Source organism: Vreelandella sp. DA03-1M (genome assembly GCF_055725665.1).
Map to the genome: position 1 here is coordinate 902,239 of NZ_CM146798.1, position 15,621 is coordinate 917,859.

At 55.4% G+C, this 15,621-nt stretch carries 15 protein-coding genes; 6 read left to right on the forward strand and 9 right to left on the reverse strand.

Annotated features, from left to right (window positions below; all coding sequences use genetic code 11):
• Positions 1-42: 42 nt before the first annotated feature.
• The 7 genes from ACXUPB_RS04300 to ACXUPB_RS04330 form a co-directional block, all read right to left on the reverse strand.
• Positions 43-339: a DUF1330 domain-containing protein gene (locus ACXUPB_RS04300; protein WP_472955551.1), complete on the reverse strand. Its 297-nt coding sequence runs from the start codon at positions 337-339 to the stop codon at positions 43-45.
• Between the two features lie 78 nt (positions 340-417).
• Positions 418-963 carry a hypothetical protein gene (locus ACXUPB_RS04305; RefSeq protein WP_472955553.1) on the reverse strand — a complete coding sequence of 182 codons (546 nt, stop codon included), beginning with the start codon at positions 961-963 and terminating at the stop codon, positions 418-420.
• Positions 964-1,048: 85 nt separating this feature from the next.
• The gene (locus ACXUPB_RS04310) at positions 1,049-2,341 is read right to left on the reverse strand and encodes a PQQ-dependent sugar dehydrogenase (protein WP_472955554.1); all 1,293 of its coding nucleotides are present in this window, start codon (positions 2,339-2,341) and stop codon (positions 1,049-1,051) included.
• Positions 2,338-2,766 carry a DUF2231 domain-containing protein gene (locus ACXUPB_RS04315; RefSeq protein ID WP_472955556.1) on the reverse strand — a complete coding sequence of 143 codons (429 nt, stop codon included), beginning with the start codon at positions 2,764-2,766 and terminating at the stop codon, positions 2,338-2,340. Before ACXUPB_RS04315 ends, ACXUPB_RS04310 begins: the two co-directional genes overlap by 4 nt.
• Before the next feature lie 223 nt (positions 2,767-2,989).
• Positions 2,990-4,129: an MFS transporter gene (locus tag ACXUPB_RS04320; RefSeq protein WP_472955557.1), complete on the reverse strand. Its 1,140-nt coding sequence runs from the start codon at positions 4,127-4,129 to the stop codon at positions 2,990-2,992.
• Positions 4,126-4,653 (reverse strand): TetR/AcrR family transcriptional regulator, encoded by a 528-nt coding sequence (locus tag ACXUPB_RS04325; RefSeq protein WP_472955559.1) that lies wholly within the window; start codon positions 4,651-4,653, stop codon positions 4,126-4,128. Before ACXUPB_RS04325 ends, ACXUPB_RS04320 begins: the two co-directional genes overlap by 4 nt.
• A 67-nt stretch (positions 4,654-4,720) precedes the next feature.
• Complete coding sequence (locus ACXUPB_RS04330; protein WP_339935490.1) at positions 4,721-5,443, reverse strand: SDR family oxidoreductase; 723 nt, start codon at positions 5,441-5,443, stop codon at positions 4,721-4,723.
• A 191-nt stretch (positions 5,444-5,634) separates the two neighbouring features.
• Here ACXUPB_RS04330 and ACXUPB_RS04335 point away from each other — a divergent pair, with 191 nt between their 5' ends.
• The 5 genes from ACXUPB_RS04335 (at position 5,635) to ACXUPB_RS04355 (ending at position 12,009) form a co-directional block, all read left to right on the forward strand.
• Positions 5,635-6,561 (forward strand): AraC family transcriptional regulator, encoded by a 927-nt coding sequence (locus tag ACXUPB_RS04335; protein ID WP_472955561.1) that lies wholly within the window; start codon positions 5,635-5,637, stop codon positions 6,559-6,561.
• Positions 6,562-7,117: 556 nt separating this feature from the next.
• On the forward strand, positions 7,118-7,642 hold the full coding sequence (locus ACXUPB_RS04340) for a sigma-70 family RNA polymerase sigma factor (RefSeq protein ID WP_035563824.1): 525 nt from the start codon (positions 7,118-7,120) through the stop codon (positions 7,640-7,642).
• Positions 7,639-8,613 carry a FecR domain-containing protein gene (locus tag ACXUPB_RS04345; protein ID WP_472955564.1) on the forward strand — a complete coding sequence of 325 codons (975 nt, stop codon included), beginning with the start codon at positions 7,639-7,641 and terminating at the stop codon, positions 8,611-8,613. Before ACXUPB_RS04340 ends, ACXUPB_RS04345 begins: the two co-directional genes overlap by 4 nt.
• Before the next feature lie 83 nt (positions 8,614-8,696).
• Positions 8,697-11,105: a TonB-dependent siderophore receptor gene (locus ACXUPB_RS04350; RefSeq protein WP_472955567.1), complete on the forward strand. Its 2,409-nt coding sequence runs from the start codon at positions 8,697-8,699 to the stop codon at positions 11,103-11,105.
• A 121-nt stretch (positions 11,106-11,226) separates the two neighbouring features.
• Positions 11,227-12,009, forward strand: a complete 783-nt coding sequence (locus tag ACXUPB_RS04355) for an alpha/beta hydrolase (RefSeq protein ID WP_472955568.1) — start codon at positions 11,227-11,229, stop codon at positions 12,007-12,009.
• Positions 12,010-12,018: 9 nt separating this feature from the next.
• Here ACXUPB_RS04355 and ACXUPB_RS04360 read toward each other — a convergent pair whose 3' ends face one another.
• Positions 12,019-12,921, reverse strand: coding sequence for a LysR substrate-binding domain-containing protein (locus ACXUPB_RS04360; protein WP_472955569.1), 903 nt, complete (start codon positions 12,919-12,921; stop codon positions 12,019-12,021).
• Between the two features lie 186 nt (positions 12,922-13,107).
• Between ACXUPB_RS04360 and ACXUPB_RS04365 the strand changes: the two genes are divergently transcribed.
• Positions 13,108-13,686, forward strand: a complete 579-nt coding sequence (locus ACXUPB_RS04365) for an NAD(P)H-dependent oxidoreductase (RefSeq protein WP_472955571.1) — start codon at positions 13,108-13,110, stop codon at positions 13,684-13,686.
• A 73-nt stretch (positions 13,687-13,759) separates the two neighbouring features.
• On the opposite strand, the gene ACXUPB_RS04370 is transcribed toward ACXUPB_RS04365, so the two are convergent.
• Entirely contained in the window at positions 13,760-15,535 is a 1,776-nt protein-coding gene (locus ACXUPB_RS04370) for a S8/S53 family peptidase (RefSeq protein WP_472955572.1), read from the reverse strand.
• Between the last annotated feature and the right edge of the window lie 86 nt (positions 15,536-15,621).

A 15,621-nucleotide genomic window follows, 5' to 3' on the forward strand; every position in this document is an offset into this window, starting at 1 on the left:
CCAACGCAAACCCCCGCTTTTAAAGGCGGGGGGTTTTACGCTTTACGCTTCTTGAACACCGTCAACGATAAAGACGCGATAGTCGGCTCCCAGGAAACGGTGTTGGCGGGCTTCCTGGTAGGCGGGGCTTTGGTACCAGGCGCGGGCGGCGGCCATGTCGAAGAAGCGTAGGATTACTGCGCCTTCCATCGCGCTGCCTTCCAGCACTTCAAAATCTCCATAAAAAGCGAGCGGTTGCGGATCGTGGCCTTCGCGAGCGGCTTTTGCTTTCTCGCCGTAGCGCTCCATCTCTTGGGTGTCGTGGGTGTGTTCACGGGTTAGTACGACGTAAGCGGGCATTCATTTCTCCTGATGTCATCGTTAATCAATCCGCTAGAGCATATCACCGCCTAACAGCGGAGCCACATTAGAAACCCGTTATTCAGCTTTACTGGCAATATCGGCAGTCAGGGGTGGTACCGGTTCGGGCGTTGGCCCTATCAATGCGACGGGCTCAAGCTGCTCGTTCTCCAGTGTTGCCAGGATGATCTCATAACAATCGTCGATATGGCTGTTGCCCATGTATTTCATGGTGGTAAAGCTGATGCCGCCCGCAATGGCGCTGCCCAGGAACGGCACATATGTCGACGCACTTTTTGCCGAGATCCTGCCAGCTATTTTTTTGAACATCATCGTGATCAATTTGCGGGTGATATATTTACCCGCCATTTTGCTTCCCGTCGTTGAGATGGAAGTCATGATGAACAGCCGGGCTTCTGTGTCCAGACTCTCGATCTGTTCCGGCGATAAGCCAAATTGCTCGTTAATCTTCGGGAACAAGCGCAGCAATATAGCGACGTCTGAGCCGATGTTCACACCGGGAATGGGGATAATGGCGGTGCCGGCAGAAAGACTTGAGCTCTTCGTTACCATTGAGCGGCACGACTGTTTAACGGCTTCGAGCTCTTCCAGTGATCTGATCATATAAATCCCTTCTAAAACAAACGGAAAAGGCGGCAGCCTAAGTGACCGCCGCCTTCTTCACGCTATTGAATAACGCATTGCGCGGTTAGTCATTGCCATCATAGGTGACGCGCCACACGGCATTCGTTAGGTCATCAGCGATGATGAGGGCACCGTCTGGGTCGATGCTGACACCAACGGGGCGACCGCGTGTGCGGCTGTCGTCGGTTAGAAAGCCGGTAACGAAATCGATCGGCTCGCCATCGGGTTCGCCGTTGCTGAAGGGCACGAACACCACCTTGTAGCCGACCGGTTCGTTGCGGTTCCAACTGCCGTGTTCGCCGATAAACACGCCTTCCGCGAATTCATCGCCCATTTCAGGAATGGAAAAGGTGAGCCCTAACGGCGCTACGTGCGAACCCAGGCCGTAATCGGGCGATATCGCTGATTCCACCTTGTCAGGGTTCTGCGGGCGAACGCGTGGGTCAACGTGCTGACCCCAATAGCTGTAAGGCCAGCCATAAAAGCCCCCTTCCTGCACGGTGGTGAGGTAGTCGGGTACCAAGTCGGGGCCCAACTCATCACGCTCGTTGACCACAGCCCATAGCTGGTCCGTGTCGGGCTGAATGGTCAATGCGGTCGGGTTGCGCAAGCCAGTGGCATAAGGCCGGTGCAGGCCGGTTTCGGCATCGATTTCCCACACCTCGGCGCGATTGACCTCGGCGGCCATGCCGCGTTCGGTGATATTACTGTTGGAGCCAATACCCACGTATAAGAACTCACCATCGGCGCTTGCGGTCATCGCTTTCGTCCAGTGGTGATTGATTTCAGCGGGTAGCTTGGTCAGTTCTTCCGGCGGCCCGCTAGCTTCGGTTTGGCCTTCCTCGTAGTCAAAACGGACGACTGCATCCTGGTTGGCCACATAGAGGTTGTTATCCACCAAAGCTAGCCCGTAGGGCGCGTTGAGATCTTCGGCAAACACCGACTGCTCGTAATTACCATCGCTATTTTCATCGCGCAGCAGGGTTAAGCGATTGCCGCTCTCAACAGAGGTCGTGCCCTGGCTTTTGATGTACCCGGCAATGAAGTCTTTTGGCTTCAACTTGGGTGCATTGCCGCCGCTCCCTTCGGCCACCAAAATATCGCCGTTGGGCAATACCAGCGTCTGCCGGGGGATCTGAAGATCGGTGGCAATGGCGGTTATCGTATAGCCATCGGGCACAGTGGGCGTTTGGTCGCCCCACTCAGCGGGTTCGGGGATCGTCATGTCGGGCAAAAGCCCGCGCTGGGGTTCGGGCAGTGTGGGGTCAGGCCCGTACTGCTGAGATTGTTGCGCGCTGGCGGCACTGGCGAGCAACAGCAGCGAAAGAGGCGCAACGTAAAAAGGCGGCAACTTCATGGCTTGCCTCCGGCGCCTAAACGAGAAAAACCTACCCATGCCGCCGTGCCTGCCAGCAACGCCACCACAATGGAGAGGGCAAAACCAGCTGGCATCATGGCCCAGGCGTCTCGCGCATGTACCAGTGAATTGACAAAGCCAAGCACCCAGGTAAGCAAGAGCAGCGCGGGGTAAATCATATTCACTACACCCCGGTGCGAAGAACGGAAGAAGCCAATCAACGCGCATATCAAGGCGAAACCCGCAAAAACCAGCCCGCCTACGTTCAGCCAGGAAGCGAAGGTAGCCCATTGAATGTGGTAGCCCGTGGAGTAGGCGTAATCACACAAGGTGGCACCAAGAAAGAGCGGCACTGTCCCGGCAAGCATTACGGCATGAAACGGATTCGGCCCGCTTCGATAAGTACGATCGTCAGTGGCTGTCACGGCAAACTCCTTATGCTGTTCAGCTAGTTAATGTACCCAAGCTGGCATGACGCATACGCGCATCCAGCCCCAGGCAACGACATCATGTTCGTTGTGGCGCAGTATAGTTGACGATTTGGTACTTGCCCAAAGCGCAGCGGAGGCTTACACGCAACGTATCGCCACGCCCGTTATGGTGAAGGTTATTTAATTAAGAGGCGTCGAAGAGCGGGTGTCACCACGTTCATGCAGCCTGGTGTTTTGCGTTGCTGACGCTCGCCAGCCCAGCGGTGAACGTGAGGCGCGCAAAAATGGTCACGGCGTAATCGATATTCAGCTGATCCATGAGTAGCCCGAATAGCGGCGCGCCGACGGTCTGGCCGATAGCGATCGTCAGGAAGCCAATCATCAGGCCTGTGGCGGGTCGGTCGGGGAGTGTAGAGACGCCCCAGATTAAATACACACCGGTGAGCATGATATAAGCCGCACCGAAGAGCATACCGCCGAGGAGTGCTAAGAGGGGCATGGTAACGCTGGTGCCGACTAAGATAATCCCTGCCGCTAAGGCCGCCAGAAAACACCAATGGGTGAAATTGAGCCCAAAACGCGCCACTAATGTGCCCGCGGCAGCCCCTAAGATGCCCGCAGTACCAATAGTAATCCAAAGCAGTCCGGCGCCAGTGTTATTCCACCCCAACTGATGTGAAACGAGCAGGCCGCCGAACGACCAAAGCGCAGTGCTGGACGCACCCATCAAAAAGGCGGCCACGATCAGTCGAACAATGTCACTGGTAAACGGCGGCAAACCGGCGGCGGTTTTCGAGGTCGCTTTCGTTTTGCTGGGAACGCTGAATGCGGCAGCGATCGCCATGATAAAAGCAGCGGCTGCAAAGCCCGCGAAGGCTAACCGCCATTGGCCGCCAAGCAGTAACGCGATTGGCCCTGAAAGTGCCACGCCTGCGCTGGTGCCAGCATTGATGATCGTATTAGTAGCGCTTTGTCGATCGGGTCTGACAATCGCGGCCACCGCTGCGGCCATGGGTGGGGAGGCTAGCCCGGTGCTTGAGCCTGCGAGCATGACTGCCGTGGCGAGCAGCAGGGGAGAAGGCGCCACTGCAATACCCACCATGCCTACCGCGGCGACCAGGGCCGCCCCAATGGCAACCGCGCGGGCGCCGATGCGCTCGGTTAGATACGCCGATAGCACGATGGCGACACAGTAGCCCAGAAAAGCCCCGCCGGATATCAAGCCGCTGATGGTAGACGATAGGGAAAGGTCGGCATCGATTTGGGGTAGAAATAGCCCGAAGGCGAAGCGAGCAAAGCCGTAGCAGACGGCGATCAGGCCAAAGCCTGTAGCGCCCAGGTAAAGGCTGGGGTTCATTCGCGTGCCTGCTGGATGAGCGCTGACGCAGCGATACGCGCCGACGTTATCGACTCAGCCCCGCGATAGATAGCGGCTGCCGTCGCCCCTTCAAACAGAATAAGGATCTGTTCGGCCAGTTCAGGATTATGGTTGCCGCCGGTCTCTAGCGATACGATTTCCTGAACCTTCTCATACAGACTCGCCTTGTGTGCCAGCACAGCATTGGCGATTTCCGGTGTATCGCCACCAGTTTCGCCGTAAGCGCGTAGAAACAGACACCCCCGAGAGCCCTCGACCCGCACCCACTCTTCCAGCGCGCAAAACAATGCATCAACGCTATCCACTTCGATGCGCTGCTGAAACCGACGGTGCCGCTCTGTGAGCACGTCGTTAATTAGCGCCGTTTTGCTGCCAGCATGTTTGTAGAGCGTGCGGCTCGACATGCCAGCAGCCTGGGTTAGTTTGTCCATTCCGGTGGCGGTAAAGCCGTGCCGGTCGAAAAGAAGTTCTGCTGCAGAAATAAGCTTTGTCTTGGTATCCATCCGCGAAGTGTAAAACGATCACTTTACATCGTCAATTGTTACCTTTTGCGATGGAGTGCATGGAGGCTCACATTTTATTGAGCATCTCCACCGCTTGGTCAAAGTGCCCGTCACGCTCTGCCCAGCGTAGGAACTTCACTTTTTCGACCAGAATTTCCTTGGGTGTTGGTTGCTGGCTAAACAGCGTCATGACTTCTTCGATGTAGTTGTTGAGCGGCATATAGCCTTCCCGGGTGGACTGGCCCGGCGTCAGTTCTGTCTGTACGGCGGGAGGCGCAAGCTCGATGAGCTCGACCTTGCCCTTGAGCTGTTCGCGCAGGGAGATTGTGTAAGAGTGGATGGCTGCCTTGGTGGCGTTATAAGTGGGCGTGCCGCTCAACGGCACAAACGCCAACCCGGAGGAGACGTTCACGATTGCCGCGTCTGGCTGGTTTACCAGATGGTCGGTCAGTGCGTTCGTTAGCCGGATTGGACCGAGCAGATTGGCAGCGACCGTCTGCTCGGCATCGCTCAAATCGCGGGTGCGGGACACGTCTTCGCGCCGCATAATGCCCGCATTGTTGATCAGTACATTGAGGTTGGGGTGCGCGGCGACGACCCGCTCTGCAAAGGCAGTAATGGCTTTGGGGTCCTCGATATCGACCACCATCGCGTGCATATTCGGCTGGCCCGCAATGGTCTCTTCTAACGTTTCCATGCGCCGACCGGCGACGATAACGGTGTTGCCAAGCGCGTTGAAGCGTAAGGCAAGTTCACGGCCAATCCCGGAGCCGCCACCGGTGATAAGCATAGTATTTCCTGATGTTTTCAAGGTTTCACTCTCCGTCTGTTGTTAGGACTCAATAACACTAATGTTTTAACAATTCGGTGGCGGCGGGGCTTGCCAACACCTGCGCAAAACTTGCCTGATCCTGCAGGTGTGGAGAAACGCCTTTTCTGTCATGCTAAATTTGAGTTGAGAGGCTGGCTTGAGGAAAGCAGATGAACTCACTTATACAAGCGGTTCAGACGTATGCCACGCAGCATGCTAATAGCGATGGCTTGGTGTTATCCCGTGTGCCGGGGCTTAGTATGATGTGTGTAGAAACCCCCGCTGGTGACTTGCAATCGATATATAAACCGCTGGTTTGCCTAGTGTTACAAGGGGCAAAGCGGATGATGGTCGGGTGCCAGAATAGAGTGGTAACTGCGGGGGAGTCCGCAATCGTGAGCGCGGATATGCCTGTCGTCGGGCGGATAGTCCAGGCGAATCCGAGCGAGCCCTATCTGGCGGTCGCGGTCGAACTGGACATGGTCATCTTACGCGAGCTTGCCGCTCACTTAGGAACGCCGCGGCCCCAGCGGCCATCCGAGATGCAGACACTATTTGCTGAAGATACCGAAGCCGAGGTGATTGACTGCGTATCACGGCTGATGAAGCTGCTGGATCGCCCCGACTCAGCACCGCTTCTACGCCCGGGTATCATGCAGGAGTTGCACTATTGGCTGCTATCGGGCCCTCATGGCATCGCTTTGCGGGGTATTGCCGATCCTGATAGCTACGCGAGCCGCCTTGCCGCCGCCATTGACATCTTGAGAGCCGAGTACACATCGCGCGTGCCGGTGGAGCAACTGGCGACAAAGGCAGGCATGAGCCTTAGTTCGTTTCATAAGCACTTCAAACACATGACGTCGCTTACGCCGGGACAGTACCAACAACGGCTGCGCTTGATCGAAGCCCGCCGCCTGATGCTGGATGAAGGGTGTTCCGCGAGCCATGCTGCCTTCGAGGTGGGGTATGAAAGTGTTTCTCAGTTCACTCGCGAATACGGTCGCCTTTTCCAGCTGCCGCCAAAGCGTGATGCGCTGCGCTTTCAAAAATCCAGCGATGTAAGTCGCATTTCCACCGAACCGGCACGTCAGCGCTAAGCTGCGCGTATTCATTGATTGGATTGTGAAATTGATGGCACTGAATGCGCCTATCGTTGATCGGCAGGTGCGTAAACGCTAACGGTGAAGCCCTTCCTTTTTAAGCAGTACCCGACGGTCAGCTCTGGTATACCCAATAAAATGGCATCACCAAAGACTTCACTGCATATCAGCTTGCCACATCTCTATCGGCAGATAGGGCCACGTCCTTATACTTTTCGAGCGACTCAATCCGCTCGTTTAGCGCATGATTAATTGAGTCATAGGCAGTGCTTCATAGAGCCAAGCGTAATGGTGGGTTCGACATATCCGCTCTCAGTGAAAGCATTACGGAATAACGCTGAAGATCTCGCATAAGCGAAAACTATGTTCACCGGCTCAACTGAATGGCCAAGCTTGGGCAGTGTACGGCCAATATCGCCGAAAAACTGTAGTTTAATAAGTGAGTCGTCACTAGTCTGCGCGATAGTATTCTTAAAGAAAATAATAATGATTTGTATTAACTGATTGCTATTACTAGAATGTCCCTCCGTTTGCTGATCGTTTGGGAGGGGGGATGCCGGTTTCAGCTGAGAATACGCCATTGGCCGAGATGTACAGTGCACATCATGGTTGGTTGCAGCGCTGGCTGCAGCGTAAGACGGGCTGTAGTTGGCAGGCGGCTGATCTGGCTCAGGATACCTTCCTGCGCATTCTTACTTCCCCGAGTAATTCCTCCCAAATTAGCAAACTTCATGAACCGCGTAGTTTTCTGACCACCATTGCCCGCCGGGTGTGGGTGGACTTTGTGCGTCGGGATGCATTGGAAAAAGCCTGGTTGGAAGCCTTAAAGCATCAACCTGAACCGGCTGCCATTTCGCCGGAAGAACAAGCCCTTATTCTGGAAACCCTGTTTCAGATTGATGAAATGTTGGAAGGGTTAGGCAACAAGGTAAGCCAGGCGTTTTTGCTCTGCCATTTGGAGGGTCTGCGTTATGCCGAGATCGCCGAACGCTTGGGGGTATCCGTCAGCTCGGTGAAAAAATACATGGCCAAGGCGACTGAACATTGCTTGCTGCTGATGTGCGAAGAACCGCTATGAGCGATATCCAGGCAGCCCGCAAAGATACCCTCAGGGCTGCTGCCCGCTGGTACGCACTGCTGTGCTCTGAGGATGTTACTGCACAGCAAAAACACGCGCATGCTGCTTGGTTAGCGGAGGATCCCGCCCACACTCATGCCTGGCAAGAGGTTGAAAAATTACGTCGGCAGTTTCAGGCGATTCCGGGCACACCTGCGCTTGATGCGTTGCAAATTAAGCAGCGTCAGGGCCATAGCCGACGAGCAGTACTGCGTGGTTTTGCTTTATTGGCAGCAGGAAGCGCGCTGGGCTCGTTGGCCTGGCAGCGGGCACCGGTAGAAAGCTGGAGGGCCAGCCACCGCACCGCACGGGGCGAACGTCGCGAATATACTCTGGCGGGTGGAACACAGCTGGTGCTCAATACCGCCACCGCATTGGATGTGGTGGAAACCTCTACCACGCAGTTGATTCGTCTCTATGCAGGCGAAATTTTTATCCGCACGCGGAATGGAACGGGAAAAGTGGCCGCTGTCAAAACGCTTCAGGTGCATACGGAACAGGGCGCTGTGGTGCCGTTGGGCACCGTGTTTACCGTGCGCAAGCTGGGCACCTCTACCCAGGTTACTGTGTTGGAAGATGAGGTCGAGTTGATTCCTCAGTCGGCTGGCGGCAAGACGCAACGTCTTGTTGCCGGAGAGCAGGCGCAGATGAGCTCCGATAATGTGGAAGTTGCCACCGCCAGCGCCCAGGCGGATAGCTGGACGCGCGGTCTGCTGGTGGCGGTAGACTGGCCACTGAGTCGTTTGGTAGCCGAATTGAGCCGTTATCGCACAGGCGTACTGCGCTATGACCCCTCTATTGCTGGGCTGAGAGTGTCAGGTGCTTTCCCTATTGATGATACCGACCGGGCGCTACAAGCCATTGCCAATGCGTTGCCGGTTAGCGTCGACCGCCTGACCCAATATTGGGTAACCCTCAAATCTAGCAAATAAAAAGTTGGATTATTTATTGTCCCTTTTCCGATCTCGTTCGACCCAGAGATAAAGCAACCGATTCTGGAATTAACGAGATAACGATGACCACATCCTTTAACCCCAAGCAGACACTCATATCCCTTCGATATCACCATGGCAAATCCTCGTGCGCGTTTGGCGGTATCGCCCTGGGCTGTGCCCTGATGAGTTCGATGTCGCTTTTGCCCCTACAAGCCGCGCAGGCGCAAACAGCGGACGGGCAGGCGCAACAGGCTGCTAGCCAGCAGGCATACCGCATTGAGCCTGGGTCGCTGGGCAGTGTATTGAGCCAATTCGCCAGCCATGCGGGCATTGTGTTGTCCTTCCCCGCCAATCTCACTGATGACCTGCAAAGCGCTGGATTGAATGGGCGTTATAGCGTGGAAGAGGGGTTTGCCCAGTTGCTTCAGGGCAGCGGTTTGAAAGTGGTCAAGCGGGGGCCTGCGGACTATGTAATGGAAAAAGCAGGTACTGCAGAAAACATGGTGTTGGATACCGTAGCAGTGGTGGGCAGCCGAATCAGTAGTGATGGCTATTTGGCCTTTAGCACCTCGGCGGGTAGCAAAACCGATACACCGCTGATAGAGCTTGCGCAAAGTATCAGCGTGGTCACCGAAGAGCAGCTTCGTGACCGCCAGTCGTCATCAGTAGAGCAGGCAGTGGCTTATACGGCTGGGGTTCGAGTTGAAGCAGCGGGGATGGACCCGCGCTTTGACTTGATCTCGGTGAGGGGTTATCCGACGGTATATCATGGCGATTTCCTGGATAGTTTGCGCCAACCCAATAGTGGCTGGCTCTCCTACTACTCCACCGTGCCCTATAACCTGGAACGCATTGAGGTAGTCAAAGGCCCCGATTCGATGCGCTATGGTCAGCTTTCCCCTGGTGGGCTGGTGAACCGCGTCAGCAAACGCCCTCGGGCAGATGCGCCCCAGGAAGTGCAACTGCAAGTGGGCAGCCATAACCATCTGCAAGGCCAGTTCGATGTCGGCGGGGAAATGGGCAGTGATGTGCAGTACCGTTTGGTGGGCGTTATGCGCGATGCGCAAACGGATATTGAACAGGTCGATAATGACGTCACCCTGCTGGCGCCAACCCTTCATTGGCAGATGAGCGAGCGTACTGACATTACCTTTATTACGCAGTATCAGGAGCGCCAGACCTCTGCATCACCGCGCCCTTATCAGGACGGTGATAACCTGACCCATTTTTGGTCTGGCGATGAAGACTTCGATAAGCTGGATCAAGAGCAGTGGGCACTGGGCTATGAATTTAATCACCGTTGGAGTGACCAGCTACAGCTGCAGCAAAATGTACGCTACGGCCAGGTGGATACCACCAACCAGTACCTCTCAGCAGGCACCTTATCCGGTACAACGCTGAGCCGGAGCAGTGTCGGTCTTTACGAAGAGATGGAGTCTCTTAGTACTGATACTAGGCTGATGGCGACTTTTGATCAGGGCAAGGTGGAACACCAAGTAATGTTAGGCGCTGACTACGCTTATCTTGAGAACGATGTTATTTATGCGGGTGGTAGCGCACCGTCGATCGATATCGACAATCCGGATTACAGTCAGCCTGTAGCCCAGCCGAATAACGTTTGGACAAACGACAGTGGGGAAACCCACCGCAGAGGCCTTTACTTACAGGATCAGGTCAAACTCGATAACTGGCGTTTGACCGCAGGCATACGTCGCGACTGGGCGCGCGACGAGACTCGCAACAACCTCACCGGTACTGTCAGCGAAAGCCGGGATGAGAAAAATACTTGGCGCTTGGGCGCACTCTACGCATTTGATTCGGGGCTGTCGCCGTACTTCAGCTATGCGCAATCGTTCCTGCCTGAGAGCGGTACCGATGTGAGCGGTAATGACTTCGATCCTACCGAAGGTGAGCAGTTTGAGCTGGGGCTGAAATACCAGCCAGCGGGCAGTGAGACGATGCTGACGGCGTCGATCTATCAGATCGATGAAACCAATCGTAAAACCACCGATATCGAGAACCCGCTATTTCAAGTACAAACCGGAGAAGTGCGCACCCGTGGGCTGGAGCTTGAGGCCGTTGGAAATGTCACCGACGACCTACGCATGACCGCAAGCTACAACTACAACCGCAGCGAAATCACCGCGGATAATGATGGCAACGAAGGGAGCGACCTGGCGAATACCCCGCGCCATCTGGCGTCTCTTTGGGTGGATTATCGCGTTCCTGCGTTGGAACAACTGCATCTTGCCGGTGGAGTGCGCTATATCGGTAGTGAGTACATTGATAATGCCAACAGCAATAAAAACAGTGCATACAGCCTGATTGATATGGCGGCTCACTATGATTTCGCGGGCTCTTTGCAGGGGGTTCGTGCCAGCCTCAATGCCACTAACGTGACGGACGAAGAGCATATCTCCTGTGAGGGCATCTATTGCTATCGTGGTGCCGGCCGCAGCCTGATTGGCAGTATCGCTTACCAGTGGTGATGAGATGCCAGTATCGTGGAGGCAACGATTTTTGAGACTGTTCGTTAATAATTTAGTGTTTGTTGGGCTGGTCTTGTTGGCTGTATCAGTATCCAAATCGCAGGCTCAGGCGTTGCCAGTCATGGACGAGCGTCAAGTGACGCTGGATCAGACGCTGGAGTGGAAGATGCAAAACGAGCAAGGCGCCACCTATCGTATCCTGATCAGCAAACCGGAAGGCGAGGTGCCCGACAGCGGCGGGTACCCGGTGATCTATGTGTTGGATGGCAACGCTTATTTTGCTTCCTTACATGAGGCCAAGCGGGCACAGGAACAGTTCCGCCAAGCCATTATCGTTGGTATTGCTTATCCGGGTGAAGCGCCGCATAACTTCTTGCGCCGCTCTTACGACTTATCACCGCCGGTGGCGGAGGAACAAAACGAACCCCCTCAGGGTGGGCAGGATGAGTTGCTGGATTTTATCGAGCACAGCGTGATGCCTGCTATTGCCGAGCGCTTTCCTGTAGATGCTAATCACCAGAGTCTTTATGGTCACTCTTTTGGCGGTATGTTTGCGATTTATGCCTTATTTACCCGGCCCGATCTGTTTAACCACATTGTCGCCGCCAGCCCCAGCCTTTGGTGGAACAATAGCTACCTGTTGAAGCATGAACGCGACTTCAGGCAGCAGGTCGAGGCCGAAGAGGTCAATGTCATCCATCACAGCTTGTCACTGGCCGTGGCCGACAACGACTCACTCCAGAACCAGCAGGATGCCAGCCAGCTTTATCAGCGGCTTGAGGATCTGTCGACATATGGTTTGCGTAGCAGTTTTCACAAAGTGAAGGGCGAAGATCATATGTCCGTTCCCTTTGTGCTGGAGTCACGTGTTCTCAAACAGCTTCTGGGCACTCGGGGCGGCTGACTTCATGATTTAAGCGATCAAATACTTACCTGGTAGTCGTTCTGCCAGAAACTCCATAAATAGCCGGGTACGTTGAGAAAGCGTGGCTTGTCGGTAGTAAACGGCGTTGACGGCTTGGGTTTGTAGCGTGGTGCAGTCGGGTAATACATCTACCAGCACGCCATTCTGGCGGGGTGCGATGGTCATGAAGTCGGCCAGGCAAACAATTCCTTCCCCCGCTATAGCGAGCTCTATTAAGGTGCTGCCGCTGGAGGCGGATAGCGTGGGCGTGATGTGTAAACGTTTGCCGTCTGCGAGGATGAGCGGCCATTGATTAAGGTGATCGAGCTGGCTGAAACCCAGCAGGCTGTGAGCTTGGAGGTCTTCAATGCTTTGCGGTACGCCAGCGCGTTCGAGATACGCGGGGCTGGCCAGAAGGCGCAAGGGGCTGTAGCCAAGTAGCCGGGCGTGTAGTGATGAATCCTCCAGTTCGCCGATGCGAATGGCTAGATCGACCCGCTGTTCTAAAAGGTCGACAAAGCGGTCATGGGTATCTAATTCTAGTGTGACGCCTGGATAGCTGGCGCGGAACTCGCCAATCAATGGCACAATCACGAACTGCATAAAGCTGGGGGCGGCGTTAATACGCAGCCGACCTTGAGGCTGATTGTGGCGATCTAGCATCGCCTCTTCGGCTTCTTCCACGGCGGCCAGGATACGGCGGCAGTGCTCAAGGAGTGTTTTGCCCTCTTCGGTAAGCTCCAAGCGGCGTGTGGTTCTGCGCAGCAGGGTGGCGCCCAGTTTTTGCTCTAGCCGGTTCAGCGCGCGGCTTACGCCAGAAACGCTAATGCCCAGCCGTTCAGCGGCACTGGTGATCGAGCCACTATCCACGACGGTGACAAAGGCTTGTTGCTCTTCAAGGGTACTTTTCATTGAAGGCTTTCCATAAAGAAGCGAATATTGACGTACTCTACGCTGAGTATTGTTGATTTTAAATCAAAAGTGTCTTGCCTCAGCATCGCTTCTTTTTTCTCATCGTAACTCCCACAATATGCGCCAAGAACGTCACGTCTACTTCTGTTAGCGCTGATGATCAACCTCTTGGGGAGAAAGTGTTAGATGAAGATTCTGCTAATTAACGGTGGTAAGGCCTTTGCGCACTCTGGCGGTGAACTCAATAATACGCTACACGGCGTGGCGGTGAGTACGCTCAAGGAGATGGGCTACGAGATTCGTGAGACGGTCATTGATCAAGGCTACGATCTTGAAACCGAGGTGCAAAACTACCTATGGGCAGACACGATTGTGTACCAGATGCCTGGCTGGTGGATGGGTGCGCCCTGGATCGTGAAGCGCTACATCGATGAAGTGTTCACCGAAGGCCACGGTTCTCTGTATGCCAGTGATGGCCGTAGCCGCCAAGACCCAACCAAACAGTACGGCAGCGGTGGTTTGCTGCAAGGCCGTCGCTATATGCTGTCGCTGACCTGGAATGCACCTTTGGAAGCCTTCGATGAGCCGGGTAACTTCTTTGAAGGGCGTGGGGTGGAGGGTGTTTATTTCCCGTTCCATAAGTCGCAGGAGTTTATTGGCCTTGAGGCACTGCCAACGTTCATCGCCAACGATGTGATGAAAGTGCCACAGGTCGATCGTAACAAAGCCGATTACCGTGACCATTTGCGTAAAGTCTTAGGCTAATGTCATTAGCTTAAGTCTCTGTTCGAAAAGCGCCCACCTGGCAGGTGGGCGTTTTCGTTTGCTGGTGGTGAGCTTAGCGTTCCCGGTTTAGGCTTTGTACGGTTAGGTCCAGTGCCTTGTACATGTTGAGCCGGGCTGAGAGGCCGATATCCGGGTGGTTAAGCTCATTGGCGCGTTCGGAGGGCAGTATCGGGGCTGTCAGGTCATCAGCGTCCGTTGGTTCGAAATCGTACTCTTCACCGATGGTCATGGCGCTACGGCGCAGCAGCATGCGTAGCTGCGCGGGAGTAAGCTCGGGCTCGATCGACATCATGGCTGCTAACAGGCCAGCTACCAGCGGCGTCGCGTAGGAAGTGCCGCAGTGCGCCTCGCCTTGCTCACCTTCTAGTAGTGAAGAGCCTCGCACACAGGCGGCGGCGGTGATATCCACACGCATATCGATATTCGAAGCGTTGCGTTTGATCACGTAGCGGGGATCCTCGACCTGGACATCCTCATCGCTGCGCTGATGGCCACCCACCACGAACAGCTGATCGGTCACGAAAGAGGAGGGCAGACGATACTCGTCTCTTCCCGAATAGGAGGACGCGTTGCCCGCTGAATTGACGACCACGACATCGGGGTGCGCCTCGCGTAGCCACAGGAAGAACTCTTCAAGCAGCTCTTCATAACCGCTCATGGCGATGCCCGAACGCACCAGTGAATCGATTTCCTTGCCGTTGATGTCGATGGCCCCAACGCGATGAATACCCCAGCTCCAGTTGAGCACGCGTGCCCCGTCCTCGACCAGATTGACCGAGGCGGCGACATTGGCGGTGATGCCCGCATCCGAGTTGCGGTCCACAATCACATCGAAGCCAGGGCCTACCTCATCCAGCCCACGCAGAAAGCCGCTGTTGCCGCCTTCATTCCAGGCCGCGGCCAATACGCCGGTGACGGTCGTACCATGCCCGTCGGGTTTGGCGGCATCGCGGGCATAAACGCAGGTTCTTGTCGCTTCGGCGCGGCACTCCCCCAGGTAATCCGCAAAATCGGGAGCGTCGAAATCGACCTCGCGTTCGATAACGCCAATGCGGATTGGCTGTGTCTCAATATCACCGTCCAGCCCCTCAAGCGATAGTCGGCGCTGGTAAAAGTTAACGGCGTCCAGAAAACGATTCGACGCCCACTCCTGGTCATCCGCATCGGGCGGGCTGCTTGTCTCGCTCTCGATGCTTTCCTCTGCCCCTGACTCCTCGGTCACTACGGCATCCACACTGACTTCGTTACCCAGCCTGAGTACCAGTGCGTCGCGTTCATCCAGATCGCTGACAGGCAAGCGCAACTGATAGGTGTTGAGGGGTGGAATCATGCCGACCACTTCGGCACCGTACTTGTCTGCTAAACGCTGGGCTTCTTGGGCACCATCGTGGCTCTCTTCAATAATCAGGCTGACCAAGTCCACATAGGTAGTGATGCCATCCATGTTCTTCGCCACCTCTTGCTCGGTGGCTGCTACCACATTGCTGCCCTTGAGGCTGACCCAGACTGGATTGCTGGCCTGCTCGTGCTGTGAAAGCCACAGCGGGCCGCTTTGCGCATCAGCGCTATTGAGGCGGATACGAAGCCGGTCGCTATCATGGTCGATCGCCTCTGCTGGGAGGGGCGTGCCGTTCAGCGTTACCTGAAATTCGCCCTCATCAAGCCCACTGGCCTGAAGGCAAAATTCTTGAATATCCATCTGCAGCAGGCCGCCGCAGCGCTGCAGTTGTTCGATGCGCAAAGGTTGTTCGGCCACTGCGCCTGTGGTTATCCACATCAATGCCAGCGCTGTTGCCAAGCGACCGACGCCCCCATAGGTGACCGCCATGCGTTTACTCCAAACGGTAGTTGGTTAATGGTGCGTAGCATAACCGCATTGGCTGAACGGAACATGAACCCGATTTTGATGAGTAG